This is a genomic window from Pseudoalteromonas sp. EB27 (genome assembly GCF_001974875.1).
Taxonomy (GTDB): domain Bacteria; phylum Pseudomonadota; class Gammaproteobacteria; order Enterobacterales; family Alteromonadaceae; genus Pseudoalteromonas.
The window spans coordinates 1-16318 of the sequence record NZ_MTQD01000019.1; the positions used below are offsets into that span (position 1 = coordinate 1).

At 40.0% G+C, this 16318-nt stretch carries 16 protein-coding genes and 4 tRNA genes; 7 read left to right on the forward strand and 13 right to left on the reverse strand.

The features are described 5' to 3' along the window. The 8 genes from BW142_RS18205 to murB all read right to left on the reverse strand — a co-directional run. Nucleotides 1-127, reverse strand: a 127-nt coding sequence (locus BW142_RS18205; RefSeq protein ID WP_033023824.1) for a GTP-binding protein, incomplete at its 3' end; no start/stop codon positions are given. A 128-nt stretch (nt 128-255) separates the two neighbouring features. Next, nucleotides 256-331 (reverse strand) — tRNA-Thr (locus BW142_RS18210). Nucleotides 332-342: 11 nt separating this feature from the next. After that, nucleotides 343-417, reverse strand: a tRNA-Gly gene (locus BW142_RS18215). 44 nt (nt 418-461) lie between these two features. Further along, nucleotides 462-546, reverse strand: a tRNA-Tyr gene (locus BW142_RS18220). 40 nt (nt 547-586) lie between these two features. Further along, a tRNA-Thr gene (locus BW142_RS18225) sits at nt 587-662 on the reverse strand. A 126-nt stretch (nt 663-788) separates the two neighbouring features. Beyond that, complete coding sequence (locus BW142_RS18230; protein ID WP_076925856.1) at nt 789-1499, reverse strand: type III pantothenate kinase; 711 nt, start codon at nt 1497-1499, stop codon at nt 789-791. Beyond that, on the reverse strand, nt 1496-2488 hold the full coding sequence (gene birA, locus BW142_RS18235) for a bifunctional biotin--[acetyl-CoA-carboxylase] ligase/biotin operon repressor BirA (protein ID WP_024597284.1): 993 nt from the start codon (nt 2486-2488) through the stop codon (nt 1496-1498). Before birA ends, BW142_RS18230 begins: the two co-directional genes overlap by 4 nt. Next, a complete protein-coding gene (gene murB / locus BW142_RS18240; protein WP_024599731.1) occupies nt 2485-3495 on the reverse strand; it encodes a UDP-N-acetylmuramate dehydrogenase in 1011 nt (336 codons plus the stop codon). Before murB ends, birA begins: the two co-directional genes overlap by 4 nt. Before the next feature lie 143 nt (nt 3496-3638). On the opposite strand from murB, the gene BW142_RS18245 reads away from it, so the two are divergent. Continuing rightward, entirely contained in the window at nt 3639-5480 is a 1842-nt protein-coding gene (locus BW142_RS18245) for a M1 family metallopeptidase (RefSeq protein ID WP_076925857.1), read from the forward strand. 73 nt (nt 5481-5553) lie between these two features. On the opposite strand, the gene BW142_RS18250 is transcribed toward BW142_RS18245, so the two are convergent. After that, on the reverse strand, nt 5554-6153 hold the full coding sequence (locus BW142_RS18250; protein WP_076925858.1) for a DUF2057 domain-containing protein: 600 nt from the start codon (nt 6151-6153) through the stop codon (nt 5554-5556). Nucleotides 6154-6245: 92 nt separating this feature from the next. Here BW142_RS18250 and BW142_RS18255 point away from each other — a divergent pair, with 92 nt between their 5' ends. The 3 genes from BW142_RS18255 (at nt 6246) to BW142_RS18265 (ending at nt 9814) form a co-directional block, all read left to right on the forward strand. After that, nucleotides 6246-6614, forward strand: coding sequence for a histidine triad nucleotide-binding protein (locus BW142_RS18255; protein ID WP_024597062.1), 369 nt, complete (start codon nt 6246-6248; stop codon nt 6612-6614). A 219-nt stretch (nt 6615-6833) separates the two neighbouring features. Next, a complete protein-coding gene (locus BW142_RS18260) occupies nt 6834-7490 on the forward strand; it encodes a response regulator transcription factor (RefSeq protein WP_004334929.1) in 657 nt (218 codons plus the stop codon). A gap of 167 nt (nt 7491-7657) precedes the next feature. Then, nucleotides 7658-9814, forward strand: coding sequence for a response regulator (locus BW142_RS18265; protein WP_076925859.1), 2157 nt, complete (start codon nt 7658-7660; stop codon nt 9812-9814). 30 nt (nt 9815-9844) lie between these two features. On the opposite strand, the gene BW142_RS18270 is transcribed toward BW142_RS18265, so the two are convergent. The 3 genes from BW142_RS18270 to BW142_RS18280 all read right to left on the reverse strand — a co-directional run bounded on the left by BW142_RS18270 (nt 9845) and on the right by BW142_RS18280 (nt 13239). Continuing rightward, nucleotides 9845-11260 carry a mannose-1-phosphate guanylyltransferase/mannose-6-phosphate isomerase gene (locus BW142_RS18270; protein ID WP_076925860.1) on the reverse strand — a complete coding sequence of 472 codons (1416 nt, stop codon included), beginning with the start codon at nt 11258-11260 and terminating at the stop codon, nt 9845-9847. A gap of 75 nt (nt 11261-11335) precedes the next feature. Continuing rightward, complete coding sequence (locus BW142_RS18275) at nt 11336-12109, reverse strand: amidohydrolase (protein WP_076925861.1); 774 nt, start codon at nt 12107-12109, stop codon at nt 11336-11338. Then, nucleotides 12097-13239 carry a methionine aminotransferase gene (locus tag BW142_RS18280; protein WP_076925862.1) on the reverse strand — a complete coding sequence of 381 codons (1143 nt, stop codon included), beginning with the start codon at nt 13237-13239 and terminating at the stop codon, nt 12097-12099. Before BW142_RS18280 ends, BW142_RS18275 begins: the two co-directional genes overlap by 13 nt. Before the next feature lie 108 nt (nt 13240-13347). On the opposite strand from BW142_RS18280, the gene BW142_RS18285 reads away from it, so the two are divergent. Genes BW142_RS18285 through BW142_RS18295 form a run of 3 tightly spaced genes read left to right on the forward strand, consistent with a single transcriptional unit; the run spans nt 13348 to nt 15199 of the window. Continuing rightward, nucleotides 13348-13977, forward strand: coding sequence for a methylthioribulose 1-phosphate dehydratase (locus BW142_RS18285; protein ID WP_024599724.1), 630 nt, complete (start codon nt 13348-13350; stop codon nt 13975-13977). Next, nucleotides 13974-14660: an acireductone synthase gene (mtnC, locus tag BW142_RS18290; RefSeq protein WP_076925863.1), complete on the forward strand. Its 687-nt coding sequence runs from the start codon at nt 13974-13976 to the stop codon at nt 14658-14660. Before BW142_RS18285 ends, mtnC begins: the two co-directional genes overlap by 4 nt. Continuing rightward, the gene (locus BW142_RS18295; protein WP_076925864.1) at nt 14657-15199 is read left to right on the forward strand and encodes an acireductone dioxygenase; all 543 of its coding nucleotides are present in this window, start codon (nt 14657-14659) and stop codon (nt 15197-15199) included. The genes mtnC and BW142_RS18295 overlap by 4 nt, the downstream gene beginning before the upstream one ends. A gap of 66 nt (nt 15200-15265) precedes the next feature. On the opposite strand, the gene mtnA is transcribed toward BW142_RS18295, so the two are convergent. Then, the gene (mtnA, locus tag BW142_RS18300; RefSeq protein WP_076925865.1) at nt 15266-16291 is read right to left on the reverse strand and encodes an S-methyl-5-thioribose-1-phosphate isomerase; all 1026 of its coding nucleotides are present in this window, start codon (nt 16289-16291) and stop codon (nt 15266-15268) included. Nucleotides 16292-16318 lie beyond the last annotated feature (27 nt).

The window sequence follows — 16318 nt, forward strand, 5'->3', positions numbered from 1 at the left end:
CACCGCCGTATACTTTTGCAAGTACGTTAGTGATTGCTGCAGTTAGTGTAGTTTTACCGTGGTCAACGTGGCCGATTGTACCAACGTTTACGTGCGGTTTTACGCGTTCAAACTTTTCTTTTGCCATGACGGAACCTATCAGTTTTGTGTATCTAAATTACATATGAAAATAATCCACCAGAGGTAGATTAAGTTAATTTTTTCAAATAGTATTTTCTGACAGATAAAGGAAGTAATCAAGGAGATTCTTAGGACTGGTGCTGATAGGCAGAGTCGAACTGCCGACCTCACCCTTACCAAGGGTGCGCTCTACCAACTGAGCTATATCAGCAACACAAGAACTGGAGCGGGCAGCGGGAATCGAACCCGCATCATCAGCTTGGAAGGCTGAGGTAATAGCCATTATACGATGCCCGCATAAAAATCTGTTCTTAAACTACCTCTAACCGTCAAGAATAAAGTGGTGGAGGGAGCTGGATTCGAACCAGCGAAGGCTGAGCCGTCAGATTTACAGTCTGATCCCTTTGGCCGCTCGGGAACCCCTCCACGATAATTCTCTACTAATTCACTTCCGGTAAAAGGAAAGTGGTGCCGACTAACCGAGTCGAACGGTTGACCTACTGATTACAAGTCAGTTGCTCTACCAGCTGAGCTAAGTCGGCACTGCTTTAGTACGGGGCGAGATATTAGAGTAAGGTTTATTGGGATGCAACAATAAAATTAAAAAAAGTGTAAATTTTTAGTTTAAATGCTCAATATTCACGCGAAAACACGTTTTTTGCACTTTTTTATACTGTTTCGGTTAATTCATACCAATAATTTAAGCCCTTCATTACTAACAATGAATCAAAAATACTTCCTGCAAATTGCTGTTGCAATAGCGAGCCATAGCCACCAGCAAAAATAATTTGTGGTGCTTGTTCTGTTTTTTGAGCCGTTAAATTCAGCTTAGCTTGCTCAATTGCTCCGATGGTTGCCACTAAAGCACCATTTTTTAAACCGTTTGGCGTGTTTTTACCCAATTCATTAGTAAATGGTGTTTTACCGTCATCAAAAACACGTTGGGTGTTTTGTGTAAGCGATGAGGTCATTAAATCAAGCCCAGGTAAAATCCAGCCACCCAAATGTAGGCCTTCACTATCAAGCACGTCAATTGTGGTGGCAGTACCTGCATCAATAACAATACATGCTTTATGTGGGTATAATGTAAAGCCTGCAATAAGCGCAAGCCACCTATCGATGCCTAAGTTACCTACGTGCTCGTAAGCGCATACAAGATCTCCAAGCGTTTTGGTTACTTTGGCTTCAAAGCAAGTAATATTATTGCTAGCCGCTTGCGTTAGAATATCGTTTAATAAATCACTGCGCCCTACGCACGCATAAATCACTTCGGTTATTTGCAACCAAGGAAGGTTATTTATATCTGCTGGTTGTGCTTGCTCGTTATCCCACTGCACAGCTTTTAGTGATGTATTTCCTACGTCGATCAGTAATCTCATACTTGCGCCTTTCTGAGGGAGACTTCCCCACCGTAATAACTTTTTACTTCACCATCTTGGCGAATTCGTATTCCACCTTGTGGGTCAATACCTTCACATATTCCACGCCAGCTTCGGTGCCCTGTATTAAGCTCAACATAATCACCAGCAAATGCATTGAGTGAATTCCATTGCTCATACATATTTTGCAAACCTGTTTGACGATACTGCACTAAACGCTGCTCTAAATGATGAGTAAGCGATGCCACCAGCTGGTTTTTATCTAGCTGTTGGGTATGTTGATTTAAGTCGGTCCACGCTTGATCTATGTGTTGGCTAAAGCTGTCTGGCATTTGTAAGTTGATACCTATACCAATCACAAGCTGACAAGGACCTTGCGGCTGTCCGTCGAGTTCAACTAATACACCTGCAAGCTTTTGCTTATTTATATAAATATCGTTAGGCCATTTAAGCTCTACGTCAATTTGGTATAACGCTTTAATTGCATCATAAACTGCAAGGCCTACTGCAATTGATACACCCATTGCAGCTTGAAGCCCGTCATCTAAACGCCAAAAGTAACTGTAATACAAATTAGCGCCGAATGGGGATTGCCAAACACGGCCGCGTCGGCCGCGCCCTGCTTGCTGCATTTCAGCAACAATAACAGTCCCAGACTCAAGCGCTGTTTTAGCCTGTATACGGCGCATAAGCTCACTGTTGGTCGAATCTATAATAGGGTGTACTTCTACATTGGCCGTATTATCACCTAGCGCTTTGTAGTGTTGATCAATTTGCGTTTTATTTAAAAGGCCCACCTGACTATTCAAACAATAGCCTTTGCCAGTCACTTTAAAAATATCCAAGCCCATTTCTTGTAACGTTTTAATATGTTTACTAACCGCAGCTCGGCTAATTCCTAGCTTTTCACCCAAGGCTTGCCCAGATACAAAGCCTCCTTGGTTGAGTGCATTTAAAATAGCGAGTTTGTTTCCATCAGGTGCTTTCATTGCTCAGGCTCCGCGTTAATATGGCATTCGCTGCACGAATCTATCAAACGTACTTCGTGCTCAAGCATAATGTTGTAGCGCATATAAACCACTTGCTGAATGTGTTTAATCATTTTTATTAGGTCACTACCTTCACTATTTCCGTGATTAACAAGCACTAGCGCTTGTTGTTCATGCACTTCTACACCGGCCTCGCGGTGCCCTTTTAAACCACTTTTATCGATTAGCCAACCTGCTGCGACCTTGTGATGGCTTTGCCCATATTCGTAATGAGGTAAATCTGCAAACTGCTTTAATAGCTCAGCTAACTGCTGGTTAGTAATTATTGGGTTTTTAAAAAAGCTACCCGCATTGGCAAGTGTATATGGGTTAGGTAATTTGCTATTGCGCGTTTTTATAACCTGATCGAATACTGCTTGCGGGGTAATGCTTGAGAGCTGCTGCAGGGGGCCATAACTTAATACTGGTTGCCACTTTTTTGGAAGCGCTAAATGCACTTGCGTGATCACCGCTTTATTTTTAAGGGCATGTTTAAATATTGAGTCTCTGTAAGCAAATTCACATTGCTCGTTATTTAGTGAGTGCATAGTTTTAGTGGTTATATCAAAGTATTCTACCAACTCAATAAATTTAGCTATCTCAACGCCATAAGCACCAATATTTTGTACCGGCGATGCACCCACTGTGCCCGGTATAAGTGCTAAATTTTCAAGCCCGGGTATATTTTTCTCTAATAAATAACTGACTAGTTGATGCCAGTTTTCGCCTGCGGCAATAGTTATTAGTGTGTCGTTCTCACGATCAGTAATTTTAATCCCTTTTAAGGCTATTTTTATAACCGTACCCATGTAGTCATTTAAAAATACGGTATTACTGCCCTCGCCTAGCAAACAAAACGGTGTACTAAAACTTTGCGTTTTAAGTTGCTCAAGCTGAGTAATTTCAACAAAATTTTGGCATTGGCTGTTTAATGCGAATGTATGTAAGGAGTGTAATGAATGCGCCACAAAGCTCTCTAAAAATACCGGTAACTAATCGCAATAGTTTACCTCATCGTCGCAAATGTGGCACTAGATTGTAAAAATCACTCAACCCACCGTGCCAATCGTGATATAAAACCAGCACTTTTTTATTTGTGTTCAGAGTAATGATGAAAATTAAACCTCTTTTTTTAAGCCTCGCTATGGCGGGTATGTGTTCGCAAGCAATGGCTAATGCGATTGACCAAAACTCGTATGCTAACCTTGATGATGTTGTTACTACTCACTTAAACCTTGATTTAGATGTCGACTTTGCCGACAAGCAGTTAGAAGGTTTTGTGGAGCATACTCTTCAGTGGAACAACAGCAAAAGTAGAACTCTCGTACTTGATACCCGCGACTTAGACATTGATAAAGTAATGTATAAAGATCAAAGTGGTAACTGGAAAAAGGCGACTTTTGATTTAGCTAAGCGAGATGACGTTAAAGGTTCAAAGCTTACTATTGTGTTTAAAAACCAAGCTGAAGTAGTTCGTATTTACTACAACAGTCGTCCAGAAGCTTCAGGCCTGCAATGGTTAACACCCACGCAAACGGCAAGTAAAACGCATCCATTTATGTACAGCCAATCGCAAGCAATTCATGCACGTAGTTGGATCCCAGTGCAAGATACACCCGCAATGCGTGTAACTTACTCTGCACGAATTCATACACCAAAAGATATACGTGCTGTAATGAGTGCCGATAACAAAGATGCGCTTTATAAAGATGGCGATTACATTTTTGATATGCCACAAGCAATTTCACCTTACCTAATTGCTATTGGCGCAGGTAACTTAGAATTTAAAGCAATGTCGCATCAAACAGGCATATTTGCTGAGCCGACAATTTTAGATGCCTCAGTTGCTGAGTTTGATGACACCCAAGCCATGATTGATAAAACAAACGCGATGTACGGCGAATATGCATGGGGTCGTTACGATTTATTAATGCTACCGCCAAGTTTTCCGTTTGGTGGCATGGAAAATCCACGCTTATCATTCATAACTCCAACGGTTGTTGCTGGTGATAAAAGCTTAGTTAACCTTATTGCCCATGAGCTTGCTCATTCTTGGTCTGGTAACTTAGTAACTAACGCAACGTGGGAAGATTTGTGGTTAAACGAAGGTTTTACCTCGTACGTTGAAAACCGCATTATGGAAGAAGTATTTGGTCGTGACCGTGCGGTTATGGAACAAGCACTTGATTCAGCGTCTTTACGCGCACAAATTAAAACAATTGATGCACCAGATACACGCCTTAATTTAAAGCTTAACGGCCGCGACCCAGATGATGCGTTTAGCTCAGTGCCTTACACTAAAGGTCAGTTATTTTTAATCTATCTAGAAAACAAATATGGCCGCGATAAGTTTGACCCGTTTGTAAAAGCGTACTTTAAAGAGTTTTCGTTTAAATCACTTACTACCGCGCAATTTGTTACTTACTTAAAAGCTAACTTAATTGAGAAGTACCCGGGTGTTGTAAGTATGGATAAAGTAAACGAATGGATTTTTGAACCTGGCTTACCAAGTGATGCGCCCAACCCTACTTCTGATGCATTTGATAAAGTAGATACTGCAACAGCAGCATGGCTAAAAGGCGACACAACAGCAGCTCAACTACCAACAGCTGATTGGTCTGTGCATGAGTGGCTACACTTTTTAAATAACTTACCACGCGATTTAAGCATAGAGAAAATGAGCGAGCTTGATAGTGAATTTAATCTAACGCAATCAACGAATGCTGAACGTGCATTTGCTTGGTTTATGCTAGCAGTAGGTAATGGTTATCAACCAATTTATCCTGCGCTTGATAAGCACCTATCAGGTATTGGCCGTCGTAAGTTAATTGTGCCGTTATACAAATCACTTATCACTAACGGTAAAAAAGAGTGGGCTCAAAGCGTGTACTTAAAAGCACGCCCTGGGTATCACCCTCTTGCACAGGGTACTATTGACGCATTATTTGAATAAATAGCGTTAATTAGAAACTAAAAAGGGCCAAATTTGGCCCTTTTGTTTTTCTGTTTTTTACTTTTTCACTTTTTCACTTTTTTACTTTTTCTAAAAAAGCTTTACGCTCCGTAGCCGTGGCTTGCTGCCACCAAAAATCAAGCATTTGCGGCGCACTTGGCATGCCCTTACCTGTAATTGGTGCTATTGGCTTTATTGGTTGGCTAGGACGTGAAGGTCCTGCAGGCATTGTATTTTGCATTACCGGTTTATTGCTTGCTAGCTGCGTGTTATAAATAACACTTAAAGGTTTAGCAACAGCGCTACTTTTTGCTTTTAAACTCACTTGAGGGGCTTCTGCAAATACTTTTGCAGATACCGCATTTTCAGCACGATTAAACACTAAGGTATAATCTTTACCTGCTTCAACAGTTACGCTTACCCAAAATGGTTCCGACTCTATAACTTCATGCGTGTCATAATCATCTTCATATAAATCGGTGTACTTTAGCCTAAGCTGATAGGTCCCTGGAGCAAGCTCGACATCGTCAATACGACTAAACAAAGAGCTTTCTAGCATTTTATCGCCCACTTGCAGTGGTACAATTTCTTCTGGAAAGTGAATATTCTCAGCATTAGCCGAAAAACTAACTAGTAATGCAACTGCACTACTTATTAAAATTGGTTTAAGCATATTAACTCCTTTATTTGATTTCAGTTTGACACTGCTTTGAAAGTTTGTCATTAGTGAGCTTAAAATTCACAACACCTAATTAGGAACACACTATGAGCCAAGAAACTATTTTTACCAAAATAATTAATCGTGAAATTCCGGCAGATATTATTTACGAAGATGAAAACACTCTCGCATTTAAAGATATAAACCCACAAGCGCCATTTCATGTATTAATTATCCCAAAAAAAGCAATTGCTACTATAAATGATATAAATCCTGAAAACTCACATTTAGTAGGCAACTTATACGTAGCCGCAGCTAAATTAGCTAAGCAACATAATTTTGCTGAGGACGGATACCGCGTAGTTATGAACTGTAACGAACATGGTGGGCAAACTGTTTATCACATACATTTACACATGCTTGCCGGTAAAGAGATGGGGTGGCCACCTTATCAAAATGTAAAAAAAGTAAATTAATTAAAATTTTTCACTAAACTATGCCACTCAACTAATTAGTTACAAATGTTATGGTTTTTCAAGGTTATAAATAATAAATAGTTACTTATTTGCAACATTTTATGTTTAAATAATCGTAATATCGTATTTGTTATTGAGTACATCAACGACTTTCTAATACAAAAGGTGTGGAAGTCGTGATAAACTCAGTCAGTCAGCTTTATAAAAGAGTATAAAAACATGAGCAGTTCAGCCTTTTTGTTATTAGATCAAGAGCCAATTAACACTATTGGTATTAACGTTTTAGAACCTTTGTTAAAAACGCAAGGCCTTGACGTAACCACAGGTACTAATATTTTAGACATACCTGAAGGGACTCGACTTTTGTTTATTGAAACATCAAGCAAGGATGCATGGGGAAAACTAAAAGAACAACTAGTAAACCTACGTATTAAATGCGATATCATATTATTTAATCTAGACGAAAACCCTGAACTTGCTAACCGTGCATTGTTGAGCGGTATTCGTGGCGTGTTTTACACAACAGATAACGCCGATGTATTAATGAAAGGTATTCGCTTACTACTTGAAGATCAACTTTGGTATCGCCGCGATATAATGTGTAATGCATTAAATCGTATGCTTCAGTTTAATAAAGATGCCCTGCATAAATTAACTGAAGGTGATATTGAGCCTGTTAAACTCACTAAACGAGAAAAAGCAATAATCTCACTAATGAGTAAAGGTTCGAAGAATAAAGAGATCGCAGAAGATTTAAGTATCAGTCCACACACTGTTAAAACACATTTATATAGCGCATTTAGAAAAACTAAATGTCGTAACCGTATTGAGCTCCTATCTTGGGCACAGCAAAATATTCCTGATGAAATTCGTTAATCAAATATTTAGTTTAAAATTAAAAGCAGACACTTAGGTGTCTGTTTTTGTATGTGTTGCATACTTATTTAATACTAATTTGCTTACTTAAGTGATCTGTTTTGAAAATTGGTATAAGTGTATACTTTTAATAATATTTGTTTAAAAACTACTTTGCTGGACTATTAATGCTCGACTCTTTCACTCTTTATTTTGCCAGCATCGCCATCATGGTTGTAATGACTTTACTTAACTTTTTGACGTGGCGAACAAACAAACAAATTCCAGGCACATTGCTTTATATTTTCTATCCCATATTGCTATTAGGCTCAGTTATTGGCTTTACTCTTGTTGGTGATACACATAATTTAGTAATTATTAGCGCTGCCAGTAGCATGATGTTTGCCGCATCAATAGTGCACTGCCTTTCACTTAGTCAGTTTTTAAATTATCACGGTATTGGTTTTAAATTACTTTGCTCAGTGACCGTTTTTTGCACTGTAATGCTTGGCTATTACACCTTTTTTGACCCATCTTTGCACGAAAGAGTAATTGCATCCGATATACAACACATAGCAGAAGCCGGTTTTTTACTGTTTATATTTATTAAATGTGCCCGCAAACCCTATCCTAATGGCAGCATTGTATACATAACCATTTTAACGCTTGTTGCTTTAAGCTTTATTGGCCGCTCGTTATTTATGAATAACATTGAACAAAAAAACCTTTTAGTAAACGGCTGGTTTAGCTCTTTGCTATTTTTAAATGGCGTAATTGCGCCCATGTTTTATGCTGCAGGTATGGCGTTATTGTGTAATGAGCGCAGAGAGCAGCATCTCAATAAGTTAGCCGATAAAGCACAAAAAGATTTAGAAATACGCGGGTTATTTTTATCTACTATAAGCCATGAAATTCGCACTCCGCTTAACGGTATTTTGGGCAGTGCTCAACTTGTTATGAACCAAACAAGTGATACTCGCAATAAAGCCTATTGCGAGGCGATTATAAATTCTGCCGAATCACTTAACTTATTGGTAGATAAGGTCCTTGATTACGCGAGCCTAGATCAAAGTGACGAAGCGCTTTACGAAGAAGATATAGAGTTTAAAACATGGCTTAATAATTTATGCTTATTATTAAGCCCTCTCGCCGAGCAAAAGCAGCTCAAGTTTGAACTAATATGCAATATTCCTGAGCAAGCATGTTATTACTGCGACCAGCAAAAACTTAGGCAAATAATTATTAATTTAGTGGGTAATGCCATTAAGTTTACAGACCACGGAACTGTTAAAATTCAGGTTGATTTAGTATTAGAAAAGCAACTTGAGCACACTATAAAAATTAGTGTAAAAGATTCAGGTCCAGGTATAGAAAATGATGAGATAGCCTACTTAACAGAACCTTATGTACAAAGTAGTGCAGGAAAAGAGAAAGGCGGAACCGGCCTTGGTTTAGCTATTACCAGTCGCCTGCTTGAAAAGCTCAGTAGCCGACTCGAAATAGCCAGCCAGCTTGGTACTGGTAGTGTATTTAGCTTTACCGTTACTTTTACTTTAGGTGAATTAAGCCTTGTAGAGCAGCGCCATCAAACTAAAGATTACTTAACGGGTCTTGATGTATTACTGGTTGAAGATTTAGATTTAAATCAAAAAATTGCTATTGAATTTATGGCCGACGATGAGCACAAAATTAAGCTCGCAAAAGATGGTAAAAGCGCCATAGAACTCATGCAAGCCCACCACTTTGATGTTGTTTTGCTTGATATGAATCTACCTGACTTAACAGGGCAAGAAGTACTTAAGCGCTTAAAACGCATTGATCATAAAAACCAACGAACCCCTGTACTCGCTTTTACTGCAAGCCTTAGCCCTGACGAAGTAAAAGAATATTTAGAATTAGGAATAAAAGACATTGTAGGCAAGCCTATTAAGCACGAAAAGCTTCGCCAAGCACTTAGCGACTCTCAATCTAATCAAACTGCGAGTATTGCTGTTGAGCTAATAGATACGTTATACGATAAAACCGCAGCTGAAACACTCACCAGCTCGTTTAGTGAAGATGAAGTATCGTCGATTTATAATGAGTTTGTGCTTTCGGCGCGTAACAAACTAATTCGCTGTCAAAAATTAATAGATCAGCAGCCAGAGCAATGCATTAAGCTTTTACATCGCCAAGCAAGTACCGCTCTGCAACTTGGTTTTAATCGCTATGGTATTGAGCTGAAAAAAATAGAACGTCGTTTACTCGATAAAAAGCCACACAACGATATGCTTGATGAAGCGTTAGATCTGTGGCAACGCAGCTTAGAGCAATATTTAAAGTTTGTGCGTGGGCAGTTAGAGTAATAGTGAATTAGCTTTAAAAACAGCTAATTATTAGCCTCTTCCATATTTATCATCAAATCGCTCTATGTCGCTTTCATCAAGTACAGCACCGGTTTGCACTTCAATGACTATTAACGGCTCTTTTTGATTATTAGCCAAGTTATGAATTTGTTTTGCGGCGATATAACACGATTGGTCATGCGTTAGCGTATACGCCTGCTCATCAATGCATACATCTGCAATGCCCGAAACCACAACCCAATGTTCAGCGCGATGCTGATGGCGCTGCGTCGAAAGCTTAGCACCGCTGTTAACAGTAATTTTTTTAACTTTAAAGCCAGTGCCCTCAACTAAAGTACGGTAATTTCCCCACGGGCGAAAAACCACTTGATGATGATTAAGTTTATCAGCCTGTGTTGTAGCAATTTGCTTAAGCAACAAAGGCAAAGAATCTAGCTCATTTTGGTTTGCAATTAACGTGGCATCATGAGTATGAATAATTGCTAAATTACTTACTCCAAGCGTGGCTATTGTATGTTCAGCCTCGTTAATAACTAAGTTATTAGTGCTTTTTTGAGCCATATAATTAGCATTTAAACTATTACCGTTTTCATCTTTTTTTGTAAGCGTATCAAGGGATGAAAAACTGCCTACATCACTCCATTTTAAATCAACAGGCATAACAACTACGTTATCGCTTCGCTCTAAAATGGCGTAATCAATTGAATTGCTTGGGCAATGTTCAAGCGCACTGTTGCTTGGGCGGGTAAACCCTAAATCTTTAGTAAATTGTGCGGCTGCGGCGACACTCGTTGCTATTTTTGGCGCAAATCGTTCTAGCTCTTTTAAATAAGCCGCAGGGGTAAATAAAAACATGCCGCTATTCCAGCTATAACCACCTTGAGCTAAATAATGGTTCGCTGTATCTAAGTCAGGCTTTTCTTTAAATTGAGCAACATCGTAACAACCCGTACCGGCAATAGCCGCGCCTTGTTTTATATAGCCATAGCCAGTATGCGGCTGTGTAGGTGTAATCGAAAACGTCACGAGCTTTCCTTGCTCGGCAAATTTTACAGCTTCTGGGAGCTTAGCTGTTAATACATCAAAATTTTCAATATGATGATCGGCAGGCATCACTAATAGCGGGCCGGTAATCCCATTTTGCAGTGCATAGTGGGCGGCTAATGCGATGGCAGGAGCGGTATTTTTACCTTTGGGTTCGAGTAATAATGCAGTAGGAATTGAGCTTTCAGCTTGCTCGGCGGCAATAAATCGGTGCTGTTCGTTACACACTAAAATAGCATTATCGAACAACCCATCAGAAACACGCGCCAACGTACTTTGTAGCAATGACGTGTTTTCATTTAGTAGTGGTAAAAATTGTTTAGGCATTGCTTGGCGAGAAAGCGGCCACAAGCGAGAGCCTAAGCCACCTGCTAAAATTACAGGAGTGATTAAAGTGTTCATTACGAAATTTGCCGCCAACAAAAAATATCAGCGGCCATTTTAACACTTTATTGGCTCTGCGCTAAATTAACGTGTTTATATTAATGTAAAAGAGTCTGCATCTAAATAGGCAGGAAACGCCGCTTTAAACTCATCCAGTGGTGCTTTTTCAAGTGTTATAGTAACTAGTTGCTCGGTGTCATCTTGCGCTTTAGTTAACGCATCGCCTTTAAAGTCGTATACCGCTGTACCACCATTGTGCGCGGCACCATTACCATCATCCCCTACGCGATTAACGCCTACTACGTAACACAGGTTTTCCATGGCACGTGCCATAAGTAACGTATCCCAAATATGGCGGCGCACAGCTGGCCAATTTGCTACGTTTATCATTACATCGTAGTCGTTATTATTACGTTGAAATACCGGAAAGCGGAGGTCGTAACATACCTGCGGTAATAGTTTAAAACCGTTAATTTCAAAAACTTTGCGCGCCTGCCCTGCTACAACGTAATCGCCCTCACTGCCTAAGCGAAATAAATGACGTTTGTCGTAATAGCTCACCTCACCATCGGGCTTTACCCAATAAAGCCGATTGGCTTTTTTATTGCCTTGTGCAACCAGTACCGAACCGGCAATAACCGCATTATGTTTATGAGCCTGTGCCTTTAACCAAGTAAGCACTTTACCGTTTTCGGGCTCTGCACAATCTAAATTAATAGCAAAGCCAGTCGAAAATGTCTCTGGTAATAAAACTAAATCGGGCTGATTAGTAATTGCTTCAAGCTGTTTATTAAACATGGCTAAATTAGCGTCTTTATCAAGCCAGTGAAGCGAGCTTTGCAATGCTGTAATAGTTAAAGTTGACATAATATTTGCGCTGCCTCTATGAGAGTGTTGTCGTTTTTAGCAAAGCATAAACGAATGACTTTATCGGTTGGGGGCTTTTGATAAAACACACTTAACGGAATAGCCGCAACACCTGCTTGCTCTACTAACCAATGGCAAAATTCAACATCGTTTAAATCCGATACATCACCGTAATCTAACAATAAAAAGTAAGTGCCCTGGCTAGGTAAAATTTTAAAACGGCTGTTACTTAAATGACTCGCTAATAAATCACGCTTTTGCTGATAAAACCTACTTAGCTCATCTATATGCTCGCCTTGCTGCTCTAGCATATCGCCAAGCGCATGTTGTGCGGGGGTAAAGCTTGAAAACGTAACGTACTGATGTACTTTCCTAAATTCTATAGCTAAATCAGTAGGCGCAATACAGTAACCCATTTTCCAGCCCGTACAGTGGAACGTTTTACCAAAACTCGATATAACAAAGCTTTTGCTAAATAACTCATCATCGCGTAATACGCTTAAATGCGGTTGCTGATCAAACGTAATGTGCTCATATACCTCATCGCTTATTACATACAAATTGTGAGTACCAACTAACTCTTTAAGCGCTTTTATATCTTGTGGCTGTAATATTTTACCGCTTGGATTATGAGGCGTATTAATAATAATGGCACGGGTATTTTTAGTAATTGCTTGGCTTACTACTTGCCAATCAATAGTGTAATTTGGCGCACTTAAAGCAATGTGTACCGACTTTCCACCAGCAAGTTCAATTGCCGGCTGGTAGGAGTCATATGCAGGGTCAAATACAATTACTTCATCATTAGGGCGCACGATTGTTTGAATAGCCACAAACAATGCCTCTGTTGCACCCGAGGTAACAGTAATTTGATCAGCCGCGTTTATATCAGCTGCATATTTACGCTTTGCTAAATCAGCAATTTGTTGCTGTAATCGTGGTACACCACTTGAAGGTGAATATTGATTAACGCCCTGCTGCACATAATAATTTAGCTGCGTTTTTAAAAGATCAGGAGCATCAAACTCAGGAAAGCCTTGAGAGAGATTAATTGCCGAAAACTCATTAGCCAACCCGCTCATTTGGCTAAATATACTAACGCCTAAATTTGGTAATTTACTTTCAAACACGTGATGCCCTTAATGATGGTTTTGCGCTTAAAGCGATGCTATCATTGCTCAAAACAGAAGTATAGCCGTCTAAAAACAATTAACTTTACGCTCATTAGTGAGGAATGTATGCAAAACAATACCGCTATTTCACAACTTATTGAAGCCGGAAAATGGGTTAGCCAAAAAGGCTGGGTACCCGCAACAGGCGGAAACTTTTCAGCTCGTACTAGCACTGGCTTTGTTGTTACGGCAAGTGGGCACGATAAAGGCTCACTGACGCAAGAGCATTTTTTGCAATTAGACCACCAAGGCGAGCGCCTAAGTGGAGCTGTAAAACCATCGGCAGAAACACAATTACACCTAAGTTTGTATCAGCTTATACCTGATGCACAGTGTGTTTTACATACTCATTCTGTAGCCGCCACCGTACTGTCGCAAATTACCCAAAGTCATCAGCTTGATTTAACAGGCTATGAAATGCAAAAAGCACTGAGCGGCTTTACTTCGCATTTAGAAACGCTGAGCATTCCTATTTTCGATAACGATCAAGATATTGACCGATTAAGCCTGCTGGTCAGTGACCATCATTTACATACACCTATAGAACATGGCGTACTCATACGTGGTCATGGTTTATATGCAGTAGGACGCAATATTGATGAAGTTCGTCGCCACCTAGAAGCCTTAGAGTTTTTATTTAGCTGCGAGCTAGAGCGCTTAAAAATAATAGGTATTCAAGCGGGAGTGACTAAATGATTAAAGCCATTTTAACCGATATTGAAGGCACAATAACCCGCATCTCGTTTGTTAAAGAGGTATTGTTTCCTTACGCGGCAAAACAGTTACCGACCTTTGTACGCGCCAATGCTAACAAGCCCGATGTAGCCGAGCAAATCAGTGCCGTAAAAGCGCTTACAGAAAAGCCAAACGCCGATATAGAAGAAGTCATTAGCACCTTACTTACCTGGATTGACGAAGATAAAAAAATCACTCCACTTAAGCAGTTACAAGGCTTAATTTGGCAAACAGGGTATGAACACGGCGATTTTAAAGGTCATTTATACCCAGACGCCTTTGATTTTTTACAAGCTCAGTACAATAACGATATTACTTTGTATGTGTACTCGTCAGGGTCGGTAAAAGCGCAGCAGCTACTTTTTAAATACAGTGATTATGGCGACATTCGCAGCTTATTTACTGATTTTTTTGACACCAAAGTTGGCGCAAAACAAGAGCAAGCAGCCTATAACACTATTGTTAAGCTGTTACCGTTTAAAGCAGCAGAAATACTCTTTTTAAGTGATGTAGCCGGCGAGCTTGATGCCGCACAAGCTGCGGGCTTAAAAACTCTACATTTAATTCGTGATGGGCAAGCAAGCACTAAAGCACACCCTTATATTGATGACTTTAGCCAATTTACATTGGAGCAATTGGTATGAGCCAATTAACCGTGTATGCCGACAACAATGCAAACAAAGTACTTGTAAGCACATCAAATGCTGATGATATTGCAAAGCAACTAGCTAAAGCAAACGTACGTTTTGAAAAGTGGCAAGCAAATGCAGAGATTAATGAGCACACTACTCATGAGCAAATTATTAGTGCGTACAAAAACGATATAGATCGGTTAAAAACCGAAAATGGCTATCAAACAGTAGACGTAATATCACTGGCTAAAGGAAACCCTGCTGCATCAGAGCTGCGCAAAAAGTTTTTATTTGAACATACTCATAGTGAAGACGAAGTGCGTTTTTTTGTAAAAGGCCAAGGACTATTTTGCCTGCATTTAGGCAATAAGGTTTATCAGGTACTTTGCCAGCAAGGCGATTTAATTTCAGTGCCAGAGCTTACCCCGCATTGGTTTGATATGGGGAGCGACCCTGAGTTCACTGCCATTCGCTTATTTAACAATACAGAGGGCTGGGTAGCAAAAAGTACGGAGTCATCTATTGCCAAGCAATTTCCACTATTATCGTAAGTTAGCCATACATTCAAAACCTTGGTCCACACTAATAAACATAATGTGGACCAAAACATCGCAAAATTATTTAAGCTTTAAAAGTTCGCCACTTTCTACTTGGCTTTGGTTATAAACGCCAGTATCTAACACCCACCCTGTAACCAGCTTTGCTGGTGTTATATCAAATGCAGGATTATATACATTAGCATTAGTGGGTGCCCATAAAGCCTCGCCAAAGCTACCGCTAACTCCGCGTACCTCATGAGGATTACGTTGCTCTATTTCTATATCATTGCCACAAATAGTGTTTGTATCAAGCGTGGTAACAGGCGCGACTACGTAAAATGGAATATTATGAAAATGCGCAAGTACAGCTAAATTATAGGTGCCCACTTTATTAGCAAAATCACCATTAGCGGCAATACGATCAGCCCCAACTACTATTTTATCTACCTTGCCTGCAGCCATTAAACTTGCCGCCATATTATCGCAAATTAGTGTGTAAGGTACTTGCCAGCGCTCAAGCTCAAAAGCAGTTAAGCGACCGCCTTGTAATAAGGGTCGTGTTTCGTCAACCCACACATGTACGTTGCCATGTTTTTGCTGCGCTTTATAAATAACACCCAGTGCCGTACCAATACCCGCAGTTGCAAGCGCCCCAGTATTACAATGGGTTAATATGTTGTCGCCGCTATTTATTAGTTCAGCGCCACGGTTTGCCATTCGCTCGCACAGCGCTATATCTTCTACAAACAACTGCTCAGCAGTGGTAACAATACCGGTAACATAATCGCTTTGTGTTAAAGCTTTACGTAGTGCCGCCATACAATACATTAAATTAACCGCCGTTGGGCGAGTGGCTTCTAGTTCGTCGATTGCTTTTTCAAGCTCACTTTTAACTACCCCTTGCTCAGCTAAATACGCCACTAGCAAGCTCGCGCTTAAGCCAATAAGTGGAGCTCCACGCACTTTTAAACTAATGATCAGCTCTTTCATGGTTTCTACATCATGACACTGATGCCATACCTGCTGGTGAGGTAGTAAATATTGGTCGAGCACACTAAGCGACCCGTTTTCATATTTTAAACTGCTTGCGATTAAATTTTGCATAATGCTCAAGGTATTAAAAATGCGTAA